The following is a 20,197-nucleotide window of genomic DNA, read 5'->3' on the forward strand; positions in this document are numbered from 1 at the left end:
AGTCCGGCATGGATGTGGGCTAGCCTTCAGGGTGCGCCGATACGGCGGGATGCGACAAGTCCGTTATACTGGCAGCTCTTTCTCGTTTCAGGATCGATTCATATGTCCGAGCGTCCCCTGGATGCCGATGTCATCGCCATGACCCGCGCCTGGGTGGCGAACTTCGTCGTGGCGCACGACGTTTGTCCCTTTGCTGGCCGCGAGGTGCGCCGTGACAGCCTGCGTTATGTCGTGGCGAACGATGATGACCCCGAACATCTTCTGCATACCTTGATCGAGGAATGTCATCGTCTGGATGCTGAGCCGGCCATCGAGACCACGCTGATGATCCTGCCGGAAGGGGTGGCCGACTTCGACGATTATCTGGATCTGCTAGGTGTCGCCGATGCGTTGCTCGAGGCGGAGGGCTATATGGGGGTTTACCAGTTGGCGAGCTTTCATCCCGACTATGTCTTTGAGGGCGTAGCGGCCGACGATCCTGCCAATTACACCAATCGGTCGCCGTGGCCGATGTGGCATCTGCTGCGCGAGTCCAGCGTCGAGGCGGCCGTGGCGGCATACCCGGACCCCGAGTCGATTCCCGAGATCAATGTCGCGGCCTTGCGTGAAATCGGCAGTGCCGCGCTGGCCGAGCAGTGGGCGGCGTGTCGTCGTGTGCGGGCGAGAGACTAATCACTGGCCCCTTGAAGTCCACGACATCACCCATATGGACTATGGTGTAGGGGCATGACGCCCACTCACGAAAGGAGGCACGAATGAGTATCGAGAAAACCGGTTCCGCCCATTGGCAAGGCAGTCTCAAGCGTGGCAAGGGGACGGTCTCTACCCAAAGCGGTGCACTCAAGGACAATCCCTATGGTTTCAACACGCGCTTCGAAGGCGAGCCGGGCACCAACCCCGAGGAATTGATCGCGGCGTCCCACGCCAGTTGTTATTCGATGGCGCTGTCGATGATCTTGGGAGAAGCTGGCCATGATCCTGACGATGTGCGTACCGAGGCAACTGTGACGCTGGATCAGGACGACAGCGGTTTCAAGATCACCAAGGTGCATCTCGTCACCCGCGCCAAGGTGCCGGGCATCGATCAGTCGAGCTTCGACGACGCCGCCCAGAAAGCCAAGGAAGGTTGCCCGATCTCGCGTGTGCTCAATGCCGAGATCACGCTGGACGCAACGCTGGAAAGCTGATCAGTATCGATTCTCCGGGGCCGGCCTTGTGCCGGCCCTTTACATAGGCCTCTTACCTTAGCGTCGTTGGTGCTTGACAACGTCGCCGATGCAGTCTTTCCGCGAATCTGTTAGCCTCCTATACGCTCGTCGGTCGGTACCTCCCGCCTTGTTTGGGTGCCGCGACGCTGGACGCTGACATAACATAACCAACGATCATTCGACGGAAGATTTCATTCATCATGGCTACTTCGCAAGAGACCGATGCGGCTTCGTCGCGCCCGCTGAATCGCCGCGACGTCAAGGTGCTGTCGCTGTCTGCCCTGGGCGGTGCACTGGAGTTTTACGATTTCATCATCTTCGTGTATTTCGCGACGGTGGTGGGGCAGTTGTTCTTTCCCCCTGAGATGCCCGAATGGCTACGCCAGATTCAGACGTTCGGGATCTTCGCCGCCGGCTATCTGGCTCGCCCACTGGGTGGCATCATCATGGCGCACTTCGGCGACTTGCTGGGGCGCAAGAAGATGTTCACCTTGTCGATCTTCCTGATGGCGTTGCCGACGCTGCTGATCGGTGTGATGCCGACCTACGACACCTTGGGCTATGCGGCGCCCCTGCTGCTGGTGGCGCTGCGTATCCTGCAGGGCGCCGCGGTGGGCGGGGAAGTTCCTGGCGCCTGGGTCTTCGTCACTGAGCACGTCAAGCGTCGTCACGTGGGCTTTGCCTGCGGCACACTATCCGCTGGCCTGGTATCGGGCATTCTCATCGGTTCGCTGATGTCGGCGTTCATCAAGACCACCTACAGTGATGCGGAGTTGGCCGCGTACGCCTGGCGGATTCCGTTTCTGATCGGTGGCGTGTTCGGGTTGGTGGCCGTGTACCTGCGGCGCTGGTTGCACGAGACGCCGGTGTTCGCCGAGATGCAGGAGAAGAAGGCGCTGGCCGAAGAGCTACCGGTCAAGAGCGTGCTTCGCAATCATTTGCCGAGCGTAGTGCTGTCGATGGGCGTGACCTGGATTCTGACTGCCGCCGTCGTGGTGGTCATCCTGATGACACCGAGCCTTCTGCAAAGCCGCTACGGACTGGATGCCTCGCTGGCCAATGTTTATGCCATCCTCGGCGTGCTGGTCGGATGCCTAGCCTCGGGATGGAGCGCGGACCGCTTCGGTAGCGGCCCCACCATCATGCTCTGGGGATTGCTGCTGGCGATTAGCTACTGGGCGATGATGACCACCGTCGGGACGCATCCCGAGTGGCTGACGCCGCTTTACATCCTGTGCGGCTTTGCGGTGGGCATCGTCGGTGTGGTTCCGACGATTGCCGTCAAGTCGTTCCCGGCTATGGTGCGCTTCACGGGATTGTCGTTCTCGTACAATGTCGCGTACGCGATCTTCGGCGGTTTTACCCCCATCGTGGTGTCAGTGTTGATGACCGTGCATCCCATGTTCCCGGCGGTCTATGTCGCCGTATTGGGGGGATTGGGCATCGTCATCGGGCTCTACCTGATGCGTGCGCCGAGCGGTCGACGGCTGGCCGTCATGGCCTCATGAGCCGCTGAAAAGTACTGAACAAAAACTGCACGAAGGTCACGACGCCCCGCCATCATGCGGGGCGTCGTCGTGTGGGGGGGGGCAACTTGTGTGAAGAGATCAACACTTGCGCGCAGCGTCGACGAGGCCTCGAATCAGGCGCTGCTGGGGGCGATTGAAAACGAGAAATTCGGGGTGCCACTGCACGCCGACCAGATACGGACATTCGGGCGCCTCAATGGCCTGGATCAGGCCATCACGGTCGCGCGCCACCACCTGGAGCGTATCGCCGAGGCGGTCCACTGCCTGGTGATGAAGGCTATTGACGCGACAGCGCGAGACGCCAAGTAGGGTGTGCAAGCGGCTTCCGGTAGCGATATCGACCTGCTTGCGAGGCAGCACGGTGCGCTGACGGCGTACGTGATCGTAGGTGGTGTAAATATCGCCGATCAAGGTGCCGCCGCAGTGCACGTTGATGATCTGAGCGCCTCGGCAGATGCCCAACACGGGCAACTGCTGGGGCAGAAAGCGCTCGAGTAGAGCGAGTTCAAGGCGGTCCCGCGCCGGGTCGACGCGTACGTCGAGTCGCATTTCTCCGCCATAGAGCTGGGCGCCGATGTCGTCGCCGCCGCCGATCATCAATCCCGCCAGCCCTTCGGGAATCTCTCGCGAGGGCGAGAGCCGCACCGGCTGGCCGCCGGCACGCCACACGGCAAGGCGGTCGCATGCCCACGCCAGAAAGCTCTTGTGATCCGACGTGGTAATGCCGATCAGGGGGCGTGAATTCATTTCTCGACCCAGCGTTTCAGTTTGTCCCGCCATTGCCCCATCGTCGATTGCGTATGGTGGGCACGATAGGCCTGCATCTGGGTGCGTAAACTGTGCGGATCGGCGGCCAGGCGTTCGACCGTTACCCAGCGATTCCACTCCGTGACGCTGCCCCAGTCGAGTGTGTCGAGCTGGGCGTTGGGCAGGCGAAAGTGAAAGGTAGGGCGTGGTTTGACCAGGCTTTCCTGAAGCAAGGGATGCGCGGCCTCGGGCGCGAGATGGGCGAACAAGGGGCACATGTCGAGTTCACGGTTGCGCGTCGGGTTGTCGCGCAGGTAGTCGCTGATCAACTGCGCCTGCGTCGGCTGGTAATCAGGGTCGAGAACCTTCAAGGCATAGGCCTTGGAGAAAGGGTTGGTATGCGGCAGTATCTCGCGCGTGATATCGACCCGGATCTGATCGCGGAGCCAGGCGGCGAGGATAATATAGGCCTGCAGGTGCGCGAGGACGCTCGACGTATCGGTCGCAGGGACTTCGGGGTTGAGATGCAGCCCGAAGCCATAGAAGACGCTGGCATCGGTGCCTTCGGCGCCATGCCGGCGCAAGGCGTCGAAAAGCCGGTCGAACTCGCCGAGCTCCGACCAGGGGATCGGCGGCGAGACGATTTCGGTAGGCACCAGGCCGGCGACCATTTCGCCGAGCCATTCGCGGGAGCGTTGATGGAACTCCACGCGCCATTCGCGTCCTGCTGACGCTGCCTTGCCGGGTGCCATGCCGTTGGCTTTCATGACCGCATCGTCGGGATGGACGTACTTGCTGTCCAGCTCGATGGTGAACTTGCCCCAGGGCGTGCCCTCGACACTCAGGCGGTGGGGGCTCTTGCGCACAATGTCGCCACCGAAGCAGTCGGCGACCAGCCGTGCGGCGGTGTCGGGCATGAGGCCAGCGAATTCGATTTCCACGCCGACCCGCCGTGGGCGTCCCACAGCGGTATTCGGGTAGGGAGGCGGCAATGGCTGCACGGATGACTCCTCGCGGAATTCGCGGTGCCGGTGAATGAAAGGGCACATGAGCCCGATAGGTTAACATCGCCGCCGGGCGAAAACGTAACCCGGCGTCTCGCCGGGGCATGCGGATATTGGGACGGACAACGGCCTCATGCGCTTATGAGGCAGTTTTGCGCTCGAAAAACCAACGTTTCATGGCACCGGTGATGCGTCGTAACTCGTCCCCTGAGGTGATGTAGGCCGGCATGGTGTACAGCCAGCGACCGAAGGGACGCAGCCACACGCCCCGGGATCGAGCAAAGTCGGCCACGCCTTTGAGTGCCTCGGCATCGTGGACCTCGATCACTGCGGTGGCGCCTAGCACCCGCACGTCGGCCACGTCCGGATGGGCGCGCAGCGCCTCGTCATCCATAAGTTCCTCGCGCAGCACGGTGTTGAGCGCCTGAATGCGGCCCAGGTAGTCGTCCTCCTCGAACACTGCCAGGCTCTCCAGCGCGACGCGGCAGGCCAGCGGATTGCCCATGAAGGTCGGGCCATGCATGAAGGCGTGAAGCTCGCTGTCGCCGATGAAGGCATCGTGCACCCGGTCGGTGGCGAGTGTCGCGGCGTGGCCCAGGTAGCCGCCGGTGAGGCCCTTGGAGAGCACCATGATGTCCGGCGTCACGTCGGCGTGGTCGGCGGCGAACATCCTGCCGGTGCGACCGAAGCCGGTAGCCACCTCGTCGAAAACCAGCAGCACGTCGAACTCGTCGCACAGCTTGCGTGCGCCACGCAGGTAGTGGGGCGAGGTCATGTTGAGCCCGCCGGCCGCCTGCAGCAGCGGCTCCATCAGCAGCGCGCCGATCTCGTCATGATGGGCCTCGAGCACGGCGCGCAGGGCATCGAGGTCGGCCTGGACCTCATCCTTGCCGGCCTCGAAACCGGCGGTGGGCGCCGGCGCGAAGTGATGCTGCGGCAGGAAGCCGGCGAACAGCGAATGCATGCCTTCCTCGGGATCGCACACCGCCATGCACCCGGCAGTGTCGCCGTGGTAGGCCTTCATCAGCGTCAGCATGCGGTGCTTGGCCGGCTTGCCGCGCAGGTAGTGGTACTGCACGGCCATCTTCATGGCCACTTCCATGCCCACCGAGCCGCTGTCCGAGAAGAACACATGGTTCAGGTCGGTGGGCGTGACGCGCACCAGTTCGCGGGCCAGGCAGTCAGCCGGCTCGTGGGTCAGTCCGCCGAGCATCACATGGCAGAGTTCATCGGCCTGTTGCTGTATGGCGCGTACCAGGCGGGGATGGCGATAGCCGTGAATCATGCACCACCAGGAACAGGTGGCGTCGAGCAGCGACTCGCCGGTGTCCAGGGTGAAACGCGGACCGTCGCCGCCGACCACCTTGGGGGCGGGGGCTTGGGTCTTGAGATGCGCGTAAGGATGCCAGACGTGAGTCATCGAAGTTCCTCGCATGTGGGCAGTGTCAGGTAGTCGGCGGCGGCAAGTGCGCGTGCGTCCGGCGTGTTGGCGGTCAGGCGCGGCACGATGCCCAGGCACGGCGCCTCCAGGGTGCGCTCGAGCGTCGCCAGGTTGTCGCGGTAACAGGCTTCGTCGGCGGCCTCGTCGAAGGACAGGCCTGGGTCGATCAGGTTGCCCACCCAGCCGGCCAGACGCAGGCCGTCGGCGCGGATCGCCTCGGCGCTGAGCCGGGCGTGGTTCAGGCAACCGAGCTGGAGCCCGACGACCAGGATCACCGGCAGCTCAAGGCGCACCGCCAGGCCGGCGAGGTCCTCGTCGTCGTTGAGGGGCACGCGCCAGCCGCCGGCGCCCTCGACCAGCGTCAGGTCGCGCTTCTCGGCCAGCGATTCGGCGACGTGCGCGGCCAGGGCGTCGAGAGTCGGTTTCGCGCCGGCCCGGCGGGCAGCCAGGTGAGGCGCGATGGCCGGTTCATAGGTGTAAGGGTTGATGGTGACGTAGGGCGTGGTCGGCGTGCTCTGGGCCAGAAGCGTCAGGGCGTCGATGTTGCGCAGCCCTTCGGCGGTGGACTCGCAGCCGGAGGCCACGGGCTTGAGCCCCAGGGTGGTCAGGCCGTGGCGGCGGGCCAGCGCCAGCAGGCCGCTGGCCACGAGGGTCTTGCCGGCGTCGGTGTCGGTGCCGGTCACGAAATAGGCGGTCATGTCAGCATTCCAGATCGAGCGTCAGAAGGTGGTAGGAGACGGGCAGGCCGTCCTCGGTGCGAAGCGTCTCGAAGCGTCGGGTGGCGCAGGCCACGTCGGCGCGCGAGAGCCGCGCCCCGTTGCGGGCTACCTGGGCGCCAACACCCTTGATGGAGGCCATCACCGCGGCGAGGTCGGGATAATGGAAGCGCTCGAGACGCGCCGTGATCTCGACCCGGCGGAAGCCGGCTGCGTGGGCGGCACGGCGGTGGCGGGCCGCATCGCGAAATTCGAGCAGCGCGGGGGGGCGTGCCCAGGCCTGGCCGACCTCATCTAGCGTGCCCGGCGCCAGGGTGTTGATCAGCACGCGGCCGCCCGGCCTCGACACGCGGCGGATCTCAACGAGCACGGCGTCCAGGTCCGGGCACCACTGGATAGCCAGGTTGGAGATCACGAGATCGAGACTTGCACTGGGTAGCGGCAGGTCGGCGGCGTCGCCGCATATCCAGCGGATCGCGCCGGGATGACGTCGCCGTGCTTCGGCGAGCATGCCCGGCGCCAGGTCCAGGCCGCTGACCGTACATTCGGTGCCATAGCGCGTTGCCAGCTCAGCGGTCAGGTCGCCGGGGCCGCAGCCCAGGTCCAGCACGGCGCCGGCGCGTTCGGGCAGCCGCTCGAGCAGGCGCTCGGCCATGACCTGCTGGGCCCGGGCACGCTGCCGGTAGTGCGGCGCGGCACGGGAAAAGGCATGTGCGACCCGGGCGCGCCAGTCGGCTGCCCTGTCATTACTGGGCAGTGTGGGGACAGAAGTGGCGGCATTCATGGCGTTTTACCCGAATGGGCGTCGCAGCCATAGCCGGCGAGCAGTCCCAGACGGTTGTCGTACGCGGCAGTCATGTACGGTCCTCCCGCTGGCAGGCGGCCAACCCGTCGAGCAGGGCGTCCAGGGCATCGTCGCCGTGGGCGGCGGAGAGGGTGATGCGTAGCCGTGCCTCGCCCTTAGGGACCGTGGGCGCGCGGATGGCGCCGACACGCAATCCCGTCCGGGCCAAGCGCTCTGCCCAACGCATGACGCGGGCGTTGTCACCCAGCACGAGGGGCTGAATGGGTGTCCGAGAGCCGGTCAACGGCAAGCCGAGCCTTGCGGCTTCGCGACGGAAATCGTCGATGCGCTCATGGAGCCGGGCGCGGCGCTCGGGTTCGGCCTCGAGGATATCCAGGGCGGCCAGGGTGGCCGCCGCTACGCCGGGCGGCTGGGCGGTGGTGTAGACGTAGGGACGGGCGAACTGGATCAGATGATCGATCAGTGCTTCGTCACCGGCCACGAAGGCCCCGGCACTGCCCAGTGCCTTGCCGAGCGTGCCGACCAGAACCGGCACCTCATGACGATCATGGGCGCGACCCACGCAACCGTCGCCATGATCGCCGAGCACGCCGAGGCCATGGGCGTCGTCGATCATCAGCCAGGCGCCGTGGCGACGGGTGGTCGCGGCAAGCCCTCCCACGTCGGCCACGTCGCCGTCCATGCTGAACACGCCGTCGCTGACCACCAGCGTCGGCGTATCGTCCGGGGCGCGGGTCAGCAGTCGCTCCAGATCCTTGAGGTCGCGATGGTGGAAACGCCGCGAGGGCGCGCCGGCAAGCCTTGCACCATCGATCAGCGAGGCGTGGTTCAGGCGATCCTGAAACACGTGCGTATGGCGGTCGCACAGCGCCTGCAGGACGCCGAGGTTGGCCATGTAGCCGGTGGAGAACAGCAGGGCGCGGGGGCGTCCGGTCAGTTGGGCCAGGCGTCGCTCGAGACGTTCATGGATCTCGAGGTGGCCGGATACCAGGTGCGATGCCTTGGCGCCGGCTCCCAGGCGTCTCGCGGCCTCGGCCTGAGCCTCGGCCAGGCGTGGATCGTCGGTCAGACCCAGATAATCGTTGCCGGCGAAGTCGATGAAGGGCGCGACATCGCTCAGCATGGGGCGTTGCCGCCAGCCATCGTCAGCGCGGCGCTGTTCCGCGGCCTTCGCCAGCCGCGCCGACCAGGGATCCGTATGCGAGCCCATGACTCAGCCCTGGGTGGCGTCGTAGAAAAGGGCGTCGTCACGCTGGCGCTGAATCGCATGGGCCAGCGCGATTTCGGTGTGTTCGTCGTCGCTGTGGGCGTCGCGTGTATCCGAGGCGATGGGTTCGGGATGCAGACCGAGTTTGTCGAACAGCGCCCGGTCGCGCTCCACCTGGGGGTTGCCGGTGGTTAGCAGGGTGTCGCCGTAGAAGATCGAGTTGGCGCCGGCCAGGAAGGCCAGGGCCTGAGTCGACTCGTCCATCTGCTCGCGGCCGGCTGACAGGCGCACGTGGCTTTTGGGCATCAGGATGCGGGCCACGGCGATGGCGCGGATGAATTCGAGTGGGTCCATGTCCTCGACGTTTTCCATCGGGGTGCCCGGCACTTTGACCAGCATGTTGATCGGCACCGACTCGGGATGCGGATCCAGGCGCACCAGCTGCTGGAGCAGGGCGGCGCGATCGCGGGGCGCCTCGCCCATGCCCAGAATGCCGCCGGAGCAGACCTTCATGCCTGCCTCACGCACGTTGGCCAGGGTATCCAGGCGGTCGGCATAGGAGCGGGTGGTGATGATCTCGCCATAGTACTCCGGCGAGGTGTCCAGGTTGTGGTTGTAATAGTCGAGCCCGGCTTCGGCGAGGCGCTTGGCCTGATCGACGTCGACCATGCCCAACGTCATGCAGGTTTCCAGTCCCAGCGCTTTGACCTGGCCGACCATTTCCGTCACCACGCGCAGGTCCTTCTCCTGCGGGCTGCGCCAGGCAGCGCCCATGCAGAAGCGGCTGGCACCGGCCGCCTTGGCGGCACGAGCCTGCTCCACTACCTTCTCGATCTCGAGCAGCTTTTCCTTGCCGAGCCCGGTGTTGTAATGGCCGGACTGCGGGCAGTACTTGCAGTCTTCAGGGCAGGCGCCGGTCTTGATCGACAGCAGGGTCGAGACTTGCACGGCGTTGGGATCGAAATGTGCTCTGTGCACCTGCTGGGCACGGAACAGCAGGTCGTTGAAGGGTAGCGCGAATAGCGCTTCTATCTCCTCCAGGGACCAGTCGTGGCGCGTCGTCGGTCGAGAGGCCGGCGACGAATCGGCCCAAGCATGGTCGCGGGACGGGGCAGACATGACGTTCTCGCTATTAGTTAACTTGTGGGATTTAAAAAGTTGACCAAGAGGGTACGAGGCTGTGCCGATATGTCAACCTATCTATTATTTTAAGTTGACTGTCTGATGGGGTGTGGTGTCTAAAGTGCTGACGCGCCAGACGCGTCGGTGGTCTTCCGTCCGCTCGGGCTCGGGGCTGCCCTCGCGATGGTGTAAGATGCCGCTGGACGCCACCTCGACCGCCGGGAGCCTGCATGTTCAGCGTCATACACGCCAATCACCTCGAGGACCTGGGGACGCTCGCGCTCGATGTCATTCGTCGCCATCGTCAACCGCCGTTGGTGCCGGAAACCTTTCTCGTGCAATCCAACGGTATGGCGCAGTGGTTGCGCTTGACCCTGGCCGAGGCCGACGGCATCGCCGCCTCGGTGGATTTTCCGCTGCCTTCCAGCTTCGTGTGGCGCGCCTATCGCGCAGTGCTGGGTGACGACATTCCCGAGCAGTCGCCGTTCGATAAGACTCCTCTGGCATGGCGGCTGATGGAATTGCTGGAGCGTTGTCTCGATCCCGAGGCGTCTTCCGACGACCCGGCATGTTACGCACCGCTGCGCGACTATCTGCAGGGCGAGATGCTGGGGGCCACTCCCATGCCGGGCGCTGCACATGAGGCGCGCGAGCGTCGCCGTTGGCATCTGGCGGTGCGCCTCGCCGATCTCTTCGATCAGTACCTGATCTATCGTCCCGAATGGATCGAAGCCTGGGAGCGGGGAGAAAATGCGCCCACGGACCTGCCTGACGACCAGCGCTGGCAGCCGGCGTTATGGCGAGCGCTTATCGAAGATGCCCCGGCCGCCGCGCGTGAGCACCATCGCGCGCGTCTGCACCGGCGCTTTCTCGACGCCGCCCGGCAGCTTCGTGAGCGCCCCCGCGATATACCGCCACGACTGTTCGTGTTCGGGATCTCGGCGTTGCCGGCGCAGACCCTCGAGGCCCTGCACGCGCTTTCCGGCGTGGTCGACGTGTTCCTGATGATCGCTAACCCCTGTCGCCATTACTGGGGCGATATCGTCTCCGACCGTGATGCCATCAAACGCGCCGGGCGGTTATCGGCCCGGGCACGCCACGAGCAGGAGTCGCGTCATCCCGAGGCGCCGTGGTTGGCCGAACTCGACGAGGAGGCGTTGCATCTGCATGCCAATCCGCTGCTGGCGGGGTGGGGCACTCAGGGACGCGATTTCATCGTCGGCCTTTATGAGTTCGAGAGCGCACGCGGCTTCGATCTGGAAACCGATGTCTTTCGTGATATGGCCGCCGTGCAGTCATCGACGCTGCTTCAGCAGTTGCAGCAGGACGTTCTCGAGCTGGCGCACCCTGGCGAGCGTGCTCGACAGGAAGGCGGTCCCAGAACGATCGCCGAGGACGACGACTCTCTGGCCCTGGTCAGCGCTCACTCACCGCTGCGCGAGGTGGAGATTCTCCACGACCGCTTGCTGGCGGCCTTCGAGGACGCCGAGGCGGCGGGCGAACCGCTGCGGCCTCGCGACATCGTGGTCATGGTGCCGGAGATCGACCGCTACGCGCCCTGCATCGAGGCGGTCTTCGGCCAGTTGCCGCCGTCGCATCCCCGGCACATCCCCTTCACCATCGCCGACCAGGTAGCCAGCGAGGCGCACCCGTTGATGGTGCTGGCATTGTTGCTGCTCGACTTGCCCGAGCGCCGGCTGACCGTCAGCGAGGTGCTCGATGCCCTGGAAGTGCCCGCCTTTCGTGCGCGCTTCGCCGTCGACGAGGGCGAACTCGAACGGCTTCGCCAATGGCTAGCAGGCAGCGGCGTGCGCTGGGGGCTGAGTGCCGAGCACCGTCAGTCACTGGGATTTCCGGCGCTGGGCGAGAACAGCTGGCGCTTCGGGCTGTCGCGCATGCTGCTCGGTTACGCGGTGGGCGAACCGCCATCAGTCGCACCTCGGGGCGAAAGTGATGACTCACTGGGGCGTACGCCGAGTTGGGACTTTCAGGGCATCGTGCCCTATGCCGAGGTGGGCGGCCTGGAGGCTGACCTCGCCGGGCGCGTGGCGGCGCTGCTCGACACCCTGGAAACACAGTGTGCGGCCTTGAGCGAGCGGTTGCCCCCCGAAGCATGGCTGGGGCGTCTGCAAGCCTTGTTCGTGGCGTGTCTGAGTCCTACCACGGCAGAAGAGCATGATGTCGTGGCACGTCTCGACGCAGCGCTGAGCCGCTGGTCGCAGCAATGTCGGCAGGCCGGTTTCGAGACTGAGGTAGGGCTCGGCGTGGTGCGCGATGCGCTGCGTGCCGAACTCGATGAGGGCGGCCTCGCGCAGCGTTTTCTGGCCGGCAAGGTCAACTTCGCGACCTTGATGCCGATGCGCGCGATTCCCTTCCGTCATGTCTATCTGCTGGGCATGAATGACGGCGACTATCCCCGTGTGCGCCAGCCCCAGGATTTTGATCTGATGGCGACGCGGCCGCGCCCCGGTGATCGTTCGCGGCGTGACGACGACCGTTATCTGATGCTCGAAGCCATGCTGTCGGCGCGCGAACGCCTGACGCTTTCCTGGGTGGGGCGCGATGTACGCGACAATACCTCGCGTCCCCCGTCGGTGCTGATTGGCGAGTTGCTCGATACCATCGAACAAGGCTGGGACGCGCCGACAAGCGATGCTGTCGATCGTGCCACCCGCCTGACGCAGCGCTTGATCGAGACACATCCGTTGCAGCCGTTCTCGCGTCGTTACTTCGAGCGTGACGACCCGCGTTTCACCTATGAGTCGAGCTGGGAGGCGCTGTATATGCCCCCCGAGCGCGACGAAGCTGCACCGTTCAATGCCGCCACGGCGGTCGAGTTGCCCAGTGAACCGCTCGGGTTGGGTGATCTGCAACGCGTGCTACGACGCCCATGGACGGTTTATCTGGGGCGCCTGGGCGTGCATTTCGCCGACGCCCATGTGCCCGACGAGGACAACGAACCGTTCGCTCCGGACGGCCTGGAAGATCACGGTCTCAAGCGCGAGCTGCTCGAGGGTGCCCGCGAGGGTGTGCCGCTGACCGCCGTCGCCGAGCGGCTGCGCATGGCCGGGCGCTTGCCGACGGCCGGTTTCGGCGAGGCCCTGATCGAACCGCGCCTGGCGCGCCTGTCGCGTCAGGTGGAAAGCTGGCGCCGTGAGGTGGCCGAATGCGTCGCGTCGCCGCCGCCGCTGGTGCGTTATGTCGATGGCCATGACAAGGCACTGACGCTCGAAGCGCGTCTCGACGGGCTTTTCGCCGCGCCTGAAGAAGCCACGGCGCCCTGGCGGCTGGTGACGCTGGAGCCGGGACACTACGGGCATCTCAAGGTCGAAGGCGAGGGCCCTTATCGCCATGTCGGCAAGTTGCATCGACTTTATACCGGCTATCTGCGCTGGTTGCTCGCCAATGCCACGCTGGAGGCGCCGTGTGCTTGGACGGCGATCTTCGAGGATCGCTGTCTGCTCCTCCCGGGCCTGGACAAGGCCAGCGCCGCCGGCGAGCTCGATGGCCTGCTGGTGGCTTGGGCGCGTGCCTATCGAGCGCCGAGGCCGGCCATCGATGAGATCGCCAAGGAGGTCTGGAAACGTTTGCCGCGTGCCGAATGGGCACCGTTGGCAGCAGGCGAGGCGCCAGATGCCGGCCTGCGCGAGGCGCTCATCGCGCGCTATGAGACCGATGCCTTCTCCGGGCCGGCGGCGCTGCGTGCCAGTGACGGCGCACTGGGCCAACTGTGGCCCGATTTTGCCACCTTCGAGGCAGCGGGCGGCATTGCCGCCTCGCTTACCCAGTATGCGCCGCTACTGGACATGCTGGCGCGAATTACCCAGCGGGTACACGGAGGTCGTTCATGACGTCGCCCAGCCATGCAACGGCGCCGACCGTTCAGCCCTTGGTGCTCGAGACCCTACCGCTGACCGGCCATCACCTGATCGAGGCGAGTGCGGGTACCGGCAAGACCTTTACCTTGGCGGCACTCTATGTGCGTTTGGTGCTCGGCCCGTTACCCGGGCGCGAAGATCACGATTTCCCGCGCCCGCTGTTGCCGCCGGAAATTCTCGTGGTGACCTTTACCGAAGCCGCTACCGCCGAGCTGCGCGGACGCATTCGAGCGCGTCTCAAGGAGGCCCGCGATTGGTTGCTGGCGCCGCACGAAGCGCGTGATGACAAGGTCCTGGCGGTGCTGCTGGCGCCCTTGGTCGAGGCCGGTGACGAGGCCTTGGCCGGTGCCGCCAAGCGCCTGGATCAGGCCGCTCGGCTGATGGACGAGGCGGCGATTTTCACCATCCATGGCTTTTGCCAGCGCATGCTGACTCGCCATGCCTTCGATGCCGGCGCACGCTTCGGTGCCGAGCTACTGCAGGATGGCTCGGCCTTGCTGACACGGGTCGTGGAGGATTACTGGCGCTGCCATTTCTATCCACTCGCCGCGCACTGGCAGCGCGAGATTCGCCGTCGTTGGGAGGGGCCGGAGGCGCTGAGTCGTGCCTTGATGCCGCTACTCAAGGAAGGCCGGGCACAGCCACTGTGGTGGGATGGCGAGCCTATCCAGGCGCCCGCGTCGCTGCCCGCGCTGTTGGAGAGCACAGAGCGCTCGTTGGCCGCGCGCAGTGAACTGGAAGCCCGGCTGCGACAGACGTGGGATCGTGACGCCATCGCGACCTGCTTGCAAGAGGCCTTCGAGCGCGGCGCCCTCAACAAGCGCAGTTACAAGCCGGAAGAGCTCGAGACACGCCTGGCGGCATTCGAGCAGTGGCTGACGACGCTCGAAGCGGGCGGCGATGACGACACGACCGACAGTCAGGGCCGCTTCTGGCTGAGTCAGGCCAAGCTCGAAGGGGCCACCAAGAAAGGCCACGACACGCCCGCGCATGCGTTTTTCGCGCTGCTCGACGAGCTGGCCGAGTCCGTCACGCCCTTCGATCAGTTGGCGCCGCAAGTGCTGGCCCATGCCCGCGATACGGTGGCGGCGATGTTCGCCGATGAGAAGCATCGCCAAGGATTATGGGAATTCGGCGACCTGCTTTGCGACCTGGATGCCGCGCTCGACCCCGACGCAGCCCCCGAAGCTGCCTTGCGCCTCGCCGGGCGCATTCGCCGGGCGCTGCCAGTGGCGCTGATCGACGAGTTTCAGGACACCGACCCGCTGCAGTACCGCATCTTCTCGCGGATTTACCGGGCACCTGAGGCGGAGACCGCGACCACCTTGTTGATGATTGGCGATCCCAAGCAGGCGATCTATGCCTTTCGCGGCGCCGATATCGATACCTATCTGGCGGCGCGGCGCGAAACCCCGAGTCGCTTCACCCTGGCGCGCAATTTTCGCTCCAGCCAGGCCATGGTCAAGGCGGTCAATACGCTGTTCACGCGCCATCCCGAACCTTTCGGCAGCGACGAGATCCCCTTTGTCGAGGTCAAGGCCCAAGGCAAGTCGACGCGTCTGGTGAATGCCGACGGCCACGATATGGAAGCGCTCGGCGCCTGGTGGCCGAACGAGGAGCGTCACACCAAGGCGGATTACCAGACGCGCATGGCAAGCGCTGCGCGTGCCGAGACGCAGCGCCTGCTTGAGGGGGGCGCGTATTTTGTCGATGACAGCGGTACGCGTTGCCCGGTACGCCCCGCTGACATCGCGATTCTGGTGCGCAAGGGCGCCGAGGCGCTGGCGGTGCGTCGCGCGCTAGCCGAGGGCGGCATTCGCAGCGTCTATCTCAGCGAGCGCTCCAGCGTCTTCGATACCCCGCTGGCCTTCGAGCTGCTGCAGTTGTTCGAGGCGGTGGCGCAGCCGCGCCAGGACGCGCGCCTCAAGGCGGCGCTGGCGACGCGCCTGTTGTGCGATACGCCGGCGATACTGGAAACGCTGCTCGCCGATGAGCTGGCATGGGAGCGCGAAGTCGAGCGTTTCGCCGACTATCATCGCCAGTGGCAGCGGCGTGGCGTGCTGCCCATGCTGCGCGCGGTGATGCGAGACTTCCGGGTCGCCGAACGCCTGGGGCAGCGCGACGATGGCGAGCGTGCGCTGACCGACCTTCTGCACCTGGGAGAGCTGGCGCAGACGGTGTCGGCCCGGCTCGACGGCGAGCATGCGCTGTTGCGCTGGTGGCATCGTGCGCTTCTCGAAGGCGCGGCCGAACTCGATGCCGAGGCCGTCAGTCAGCGCCTGGAAAGCGACGAGGATCTGGTCAAGGTCATCACCATCCACAAGGCCAAGGGCCTCGAATATCCCATCGTGCTGTTGCCGTTCGTGTGCGATTACCGACCGGCGGCACCGGACCGCAGTACTGGCCTGCTCGAATGGCGTGATCCGCAGCAAGGACGTGTCTGGGTGCACGGCGCCGATGACACGCAACTGGCGGCCGCCGAGCAGGCGCGACTGGACGAGGACGTGCGGTTACTCTATGTCGCGCTCACGCGGGCCGCACATGCCTGTCGCCTGGGCGTCGCGCCACTGGGGCGCGGGCGCGGCGCGTCGACCTGCCTGCACGAGACGGCGCTAGGTCGGTTGCTGGGCTGCCAGGTCGATGACGACGGCCATGCTTTGCGCGAACGTCTGGCGGCGGCGCTGAGCGTCGAGGCATTGCCCGAACCGCCCGCGCATCGCCTGCGGCTTGGCGACACTGCGCTGGAAATGACGCCGGCGCGACGTTTCACGGGAGGCATCGACGACGACTGGTGGATCGCCTCGTATTCGGCGTTGATCGTCGCCGCACGTCTCGAGGCCGGCACGGGTGCACAGGCGCTGCCCTGGGATGCCCCGGCGACGCTGGATGTCGAGGTCAGCCGCGAGCGCGATCCGGTGCCACGTCCCGCCGTACGCACGCTGCGCGATTTCCCGCGCGGCCCGCGTCCGGGGACCTTCCTGCACGGTTTGCTGGAAGCGGTGGACTTCGATCGCCTGAGCGAACCGACTTATCGTGATGAATTACAGCGTCTGGTCAGCACGCGCCTGCATCTCGGCGGCTTCGACGACGAGTGGGCGCCGGTGTTGCTCGATTGGTTGTGTCAGGCGTTGCCGGCGCCGTTCGCCGGCCATCAGGGCGCGCCGATTCGTCTCGATGGACTGACCGCCTGGCGTGCCGAGCTGGAATTCTGGTTGCCCGCCGAGGATGCCTGGAGTACGCCGCTCGATGCGCTGGTCTGTGCCTTGGAGCCGTTGCCGACCCCGCGCCCCCGGCTGGCGCCGCGTAAGCTCAACGGCATGCTCAAGGGCTTCATCGACCTGGTGTTCGAGGCTGAGGATGGCCGCTGGTACGTCCTCGACTGGAAGTCGAATCATCTGGGCGACGCGCTGGCCGACTATCACCACGAGGCGCTGGCCGAGGCCATGGTCGCGCATCGCTACGACCTGCAGTACGTGTTGTACGTGCTGGCATTGCACCGCCTGCTGGCGGCGCGTCTCGAGGATTACGATTACGATACTCACATGGGCGGGGCTTGTTACGTGTTCCTGCGCGGCGTCGATGGCACGCCTGGCCATGGCGTCTTCCAGCGGCGTCCTGAGCGGCGCTTGATCGAGGCCTTGGATGCTTGGCTTGCTGGCGACGCGGCGCCCGTGGAGGCGCTGCGTCGCGAATACGGCGTCGCCGCGCCTGAGACTGCCCCGGGAGAGAATGCATGAGCGACGCGCAATATTCCTTGATCCTGGAGGCGACGCCGCCTTCGCGCGAACGGGTGTTCGAGAGTCTGGCGTGGTGGGAGGCGCTGGGCTGGCTGCGCGCCTTGGATGCTCACTTCGTGCGCTTTCTCGCCGAACTCGACCCCGAGGCGCCGGCCGAGGTGCTGCTGGCGGCGGCGCTAGCCAGCCACCAGCTGGGGCGTGGTCATGTGTGCCTGGCGCTATCGCGTGCCTTGGCGGCGCCGCGCGATGTCCTCTCGCTGCCGCCGCTGGAAGAAAGCGCGCCGCAGACCGAGGTGCCGCTTCCCGAGGACTTCCTGCAGGGGCTGGATAGTGCCACCTGGGCCGCGCGATTGGCCGCTTCGCCGTTGGTGGCGCCACCCGGAGCGGGTACCACACCGCTGGTGCTGGCGGGCGAGCGGTTGTATCTACGTCGCTACTGGTCTGCCGAGCGAGCCGTGGCGGTGCATCTCGGCGAGCGTCTGGGGCGGCCCTTGCCGGTGGAGGCGTCGTTGGCCGAACCTCTGGCGCGGCTGTTTGCCGCGAACGCTACGCACGACGACACGCCGGATTGGCAGAAGGTGGCGTGCACGCTGGCGCTGCGCAACCGGCTGACGATCATCTCCGGCGGCCCCGGTACCGGCAAGACCACGACAGTGACGCGGCTTTTGGCATTGCTTCAGACGCAGGCGCTGTCGTCGGCGGAGGCGACTCACGGTCTGCGTATCCAGTTGGCCGCGCCCACCGGCAAGGCGGCGGCGCGCTTGTCCGAGTCGATCGCTGGCGCGGTGAAGGATCTCGACGTCGGCGAGGACGTCAAGGCGGCCTTGCCCCGTGAGGCGTTGACGCTGCATCGTCTGCTGGGTGCGCGGCCGGATACGCGTCGTTTTCGCCATCACGCCGGGCATCCGCTGAGTCTCGACCTGTTGGTGGTGGACGAAGCCTCGATGGTGGATCTGGAGTTGATGGCCGCGCTACTCGAGGCCATGCCGCCCGAGGCGCGTCTGATTCTACTCGGCGACAAGGATCAGCTCGCCTCGGTGGAGGCTGGCTCGGTGCTTGGCGATCTCTGCGCCAATGCCCTGGACCATGGCTATTCGCCGCATGCCTGTGACGTTCTCGAGCGGCTGGCGGGGATCTCGATGACACCCGATGCCGCGTGCTCGCCGTTGGCCGATCACGTGGTCATGTTGCGCAAGAGCTACCGCTTCGATGCGCATAGCGGCATCGGCGCTCTGGCCGCGGCGACCAATGCCGGTGACGTCGCGGCGTTTCGCCGGGCGTGGGACGCGGGGTACGCGGATATCGACTGGCTAGCGGCGGCGCGCGACCAGATGGCCGTCGAGCGTGCCGCGCTGGCCGGCTATCGTGCGCTCTATCGGCGTATCGCGGCAGGCGCCACGGCGACGGAGGCGCTGGAACGGCTAGGGGACTTCCAGGTGCTGTGTGCCCTCAAACGTGGCCCCTGGGGTGTCGAGGGGCTCAACGCGCGTATCGCCACACGCCTGTGGCGGGAAGGTTTCATCGACGATCATCAGGGCTGGTACGCCGGACGCCCGGTGATGGTGACACGCAATGACCCGCAACTGGGGCTGTATAACGGCGACATCGGTATCGTCTTGCCCGACCCCGAGGCGCAGCAGCGTCTGCGGGTGTTCTTCGCGACCGCCGATGGTGCGCGGGCGGTGTTGCCTTCGCGTCTCGAGGCCTGCGAGACGGTGTTCGCGATGACGGTGCATAAATCACAGGGCTCCGAGTTCGCCCACGTGCTGTTCGTCTTGCCCGAGCACGCCAACCCGATTCTAACCCGCGAGCTGGTGTATACCGGCATTACCCGCGCCAAGCGTCGGTTGACGCTGGCCGGCGGCGACGCGCGGGTCATGGACAGCGCCCTGCACCGACGCGTAGTGCGTGACAGCGGCTTCGCCGACTGGGTGGCGGCGCTGGAAGAGGAGGAGACCTCATGAATGCTTCATCGCCTGAAAATGCCGCGATCGGTGGCCTCGACTGGGCGTCGCTGAGCAGCCCCGAGTTGGCTCGGCGCGTAGGCCCGGAGAGCGTGGCGTTGTTGCCGCTAGGGGCTATCGAACAGCATGGCGCACATCTGCCGCTTTCCACCGACGTGGATATCGCCGACGGCCTGGTCGCGGCGATGCGTGAACGTGTCGCGGTGTCGCGGGATTTGCTGATACTGCCCACGGTAGCGGTGGGGTCGAGTCTTGAGCATGGTGACTTCGCGGGCACCTTGAGTCTGACGCCGGAGATCGCCATTGCGCACCTGGTGGATATCGGCGCCAGCGTGGCGCGTGCGGGGATCCGGCGCCTGGTGCTGTTCAATAGCCATGGCGGCAACAAGGCGGTGGTCGATTTAGCGGCACTCAAGTTACGCGAGCGCCATGGCTTGCTGGTAGTCAAGGCGAATTACTTTCGCTTCACGCCGCCCGATGATGCGCTGCCTGCCGAGGAGTTGCGCCATGGGCTGCATGGCGGCGCGCTGGAAACCGCGATGATGATGCATCTGGCGCCGCACAAGGTACGCCAGGCCGAGCTAGGCGAGGCCGTCTCGCTAGGGGCTCACCAGGAACGCGCCGGGCGCACGCTACTCCCCGAGGGCGATGCCGGTTTCGCCTGGATGGCGCAGGATCTGCACCCCAGCGGCGTGGTGGGCAACGCGACCCTGGCCACGCCGGCCATGGGGGAACGGCTGGTTGCTCATTTCGCTGCGCGCCTGGCGAGCGTGATCGAGGAAGCCCACTGCTTCGATCTGGCCCAACTGCGCGAAAGCTCGCCGCAGTGAGCGGTACGT

General features: G+C 65.8%; 14 protein-coding genes. 7 read left to right on the forward strand and 7 right to left on the reverse strand.

Going from position 1 to position 20,197, the window contains the following annotated elements:
- Positions 1 to 102: 102 nt before the first annotated feature.
- The 3 genes from L1075_RS08545 to L1075_RS08555 all read left to right on the forward strand — a co-directional run bounded on the left by L1075_RS08545 (position 103) and on the right by L1075_RS08555 (position 2,716).
- A complete protein-coding gene (locus L1075_RS08545; RefSeq protein ID WP_246941372.1) occupies positions 103 to 672 on the forward strand; it encodes a DUF1415 domain-containing protein in 570 nt (189 codons plus the stop codon).
- 83 nt (positions 673 to 755) lie between these two features.
- Complete coding sequence (locus tag L1075_RS08550; protein ID WP_246941374.1) at positions 756 to 1,187, forward strand: OsmC family protein; 432 nt, start codon at positions 756 to 758, stop codon at positions 1,185 to 1,187.
- Positions 1,188 to 1,408: 221 nt separating this feature from the next.
- Positions 1,409 to 2,716, forward strand: coding sequence for an MFS transporter (locus tag L1075_RS08555; RefSeq protein WP_246941376.1), 1,308 nt, complete (start codon positions 1,409 to 1,411; stop codon positions 2,714 to 2,716).
- Positions 2,717 to 2,815: 99 nt separating this feature from the next.
- On the opposite strand, the gene L1075_RS08560 is transcribed toward L1075_RS08555, so the two are convergent.
- The 7 genes from L1075_RS08560 to bioB form a co-directional block, all read right to left on the reverse strand.
- Positions 2,816 to 3,517 (reverse strand): gamma-glutamyl-gamma-aminobutyrate hydrolase family protein, encoded by a 702-nt coding sequence (locus L1075_RS08560; RefSeq protein ID WP_246941378.1) that lies wholly within the window; start codon positions 3,515 to 3,517, stop codon positions 2,816 to 2,818.
- Entirely contained in the window at positions 3,481 to 4,485 is a 1,005-nt protein-coding gene (locus L1075_RS08565; RefSeq protein ID WP_246941380.1) for an amidoligase family protein, read from the reverse strand. Before L1075_RS08565 ends, L1075_RS08560 begins: the two co-directional genes overlap by 37 nt.
- 142 nt (positions 4,486 to 4,627) lie before the next feature.
- Positions 4,628 to 5,908: an adenosylmethionine--8-amino-7-oxononanoate transaminase gene (gene bioA, locus L1075_RS08570; RefSeq protein WP_246941382.1), complete on the reverse strand. Its 1,281-nt coding sequence runs from the start codon at positions 5,906 to 5,908 to the stop codon at positions 4,628 to 4,630.
- Complete coding sequence (gene bioD / locus L1075_RS08575) at positions 5,905 to 6,627, reverse strand: dethiobiotin synthase (protein ID WP_246941384.1); 723 nt, start codon at positions 6,625 to 6,627, stop codon at positions 5,905 to 5,907. The genes bioA and bioD overlap by 4 nt, the downstream gene beginning before the upstream one ends.
- Before the next feature lies 1 nt (position 6,628).
- The gene (locus tag L1075_RS08580) at positions 6,629 to 7,429 is read right to left on the reverse strand and encodes a methyltransferase domain-containing protein (RefSeq protein ID WP_246941386.1); all 801 of its coding nucleotides are present in this window, start codon (positions 7,427 to 7,429) and stop codon (positions 6,629 to 6,631) included.
- 70 nt (positions 7,430 to 7,499) lie between these two features.
- Entirely contained in the window at positions 7,500 to 8,660 is a 1,161-nt protein-coding gene (bioF, locus tag L1075_RS08585; RefSeq protein ID WP_246941388.1) for an 8-amino-7-oxononanoate synthase, read from the reverse strand.
- 3 nt (positions 8,661 to 8,663) lie between these two features.
- Positions 8,664 to 9,776, reverse strand: coding sequence for a biotin synthase BioB (bioB, locus tag L1075_RS08590; RefSeq protein ID WP_246893834.1), 1,113 nt, complete (start codon positions 9,774 to 9,776; stop codon positions 8,664 to 8,666).
- 233 nt (positions 9,777 to 10,009) lie between these two features.
- On the opposite strand from bioB, the gene recC reads away from it, so the two are divergent.
- From recC to L1075_RS08610, 4 genes are read left to right on the forward strand one after another with little or no spacing between them, the layout of a single operon-like run.
- A complete protein-coding gene (gene recC / locus L1075_RS08595) occupies positions 10,010 to 13,630 on the forward strand; it encodes an exodeoxyribonuclease V subunit gamma (protein WP_246893833.1) in 3,621 nt (1,206 codons plus the stop codon).
- Positions 13,627 to 17,394 (forward strand): exodeoxyribonuclease V subunit beta, encoded by a 3,768-nt coding sequence (gene recB, locus L1075_RS08600; protein WP_246941390.1) that lies wholly within the window; start codon positions 13,627 to 13,629, stop codon positions 17,392 to 17,394. The genes recC and recB overlap by 4 nt, the downstream gene beginning before the upstream one ends.
- Entirely contained in the window at positions 17,391 to 19,358 is a 1,968-nt protein-coding gene (gene recD / locus L1075_RS08605) for an exodeoxyribonuclease V subunit alpha (RefSeq protein WP_246941391.1), read from the forward strand. Before recB ends, recD begins: the two co-directional genes overlap by 4 nt.
- Entirely contained in the window at positions 19,355 to 20,188 is an 834-nt protein-coding gene (locus tag L1075_RS08610; protein ID WP_246941393.1) for a creatininase family protein, read from the forward strand. The genes recD and L1075_RS08610 overlap by 4 nt, the downstream gene beginning before the upstream one ends.
- Positions 20,189 to 20,197: the final 9 nt, after the last annotated feature.

Source organism: Chromohalobacter beijerinckii (assembly GCF_023061185.1).
GTDB classification, from domain to species: domain Bacteria; phylum Pseudomonadota; class Gammaproteobacteria; order Pseudomonadales; family Halomonadaceae; genus Chromohalobacter; species Chromohalobacter beijerinckii.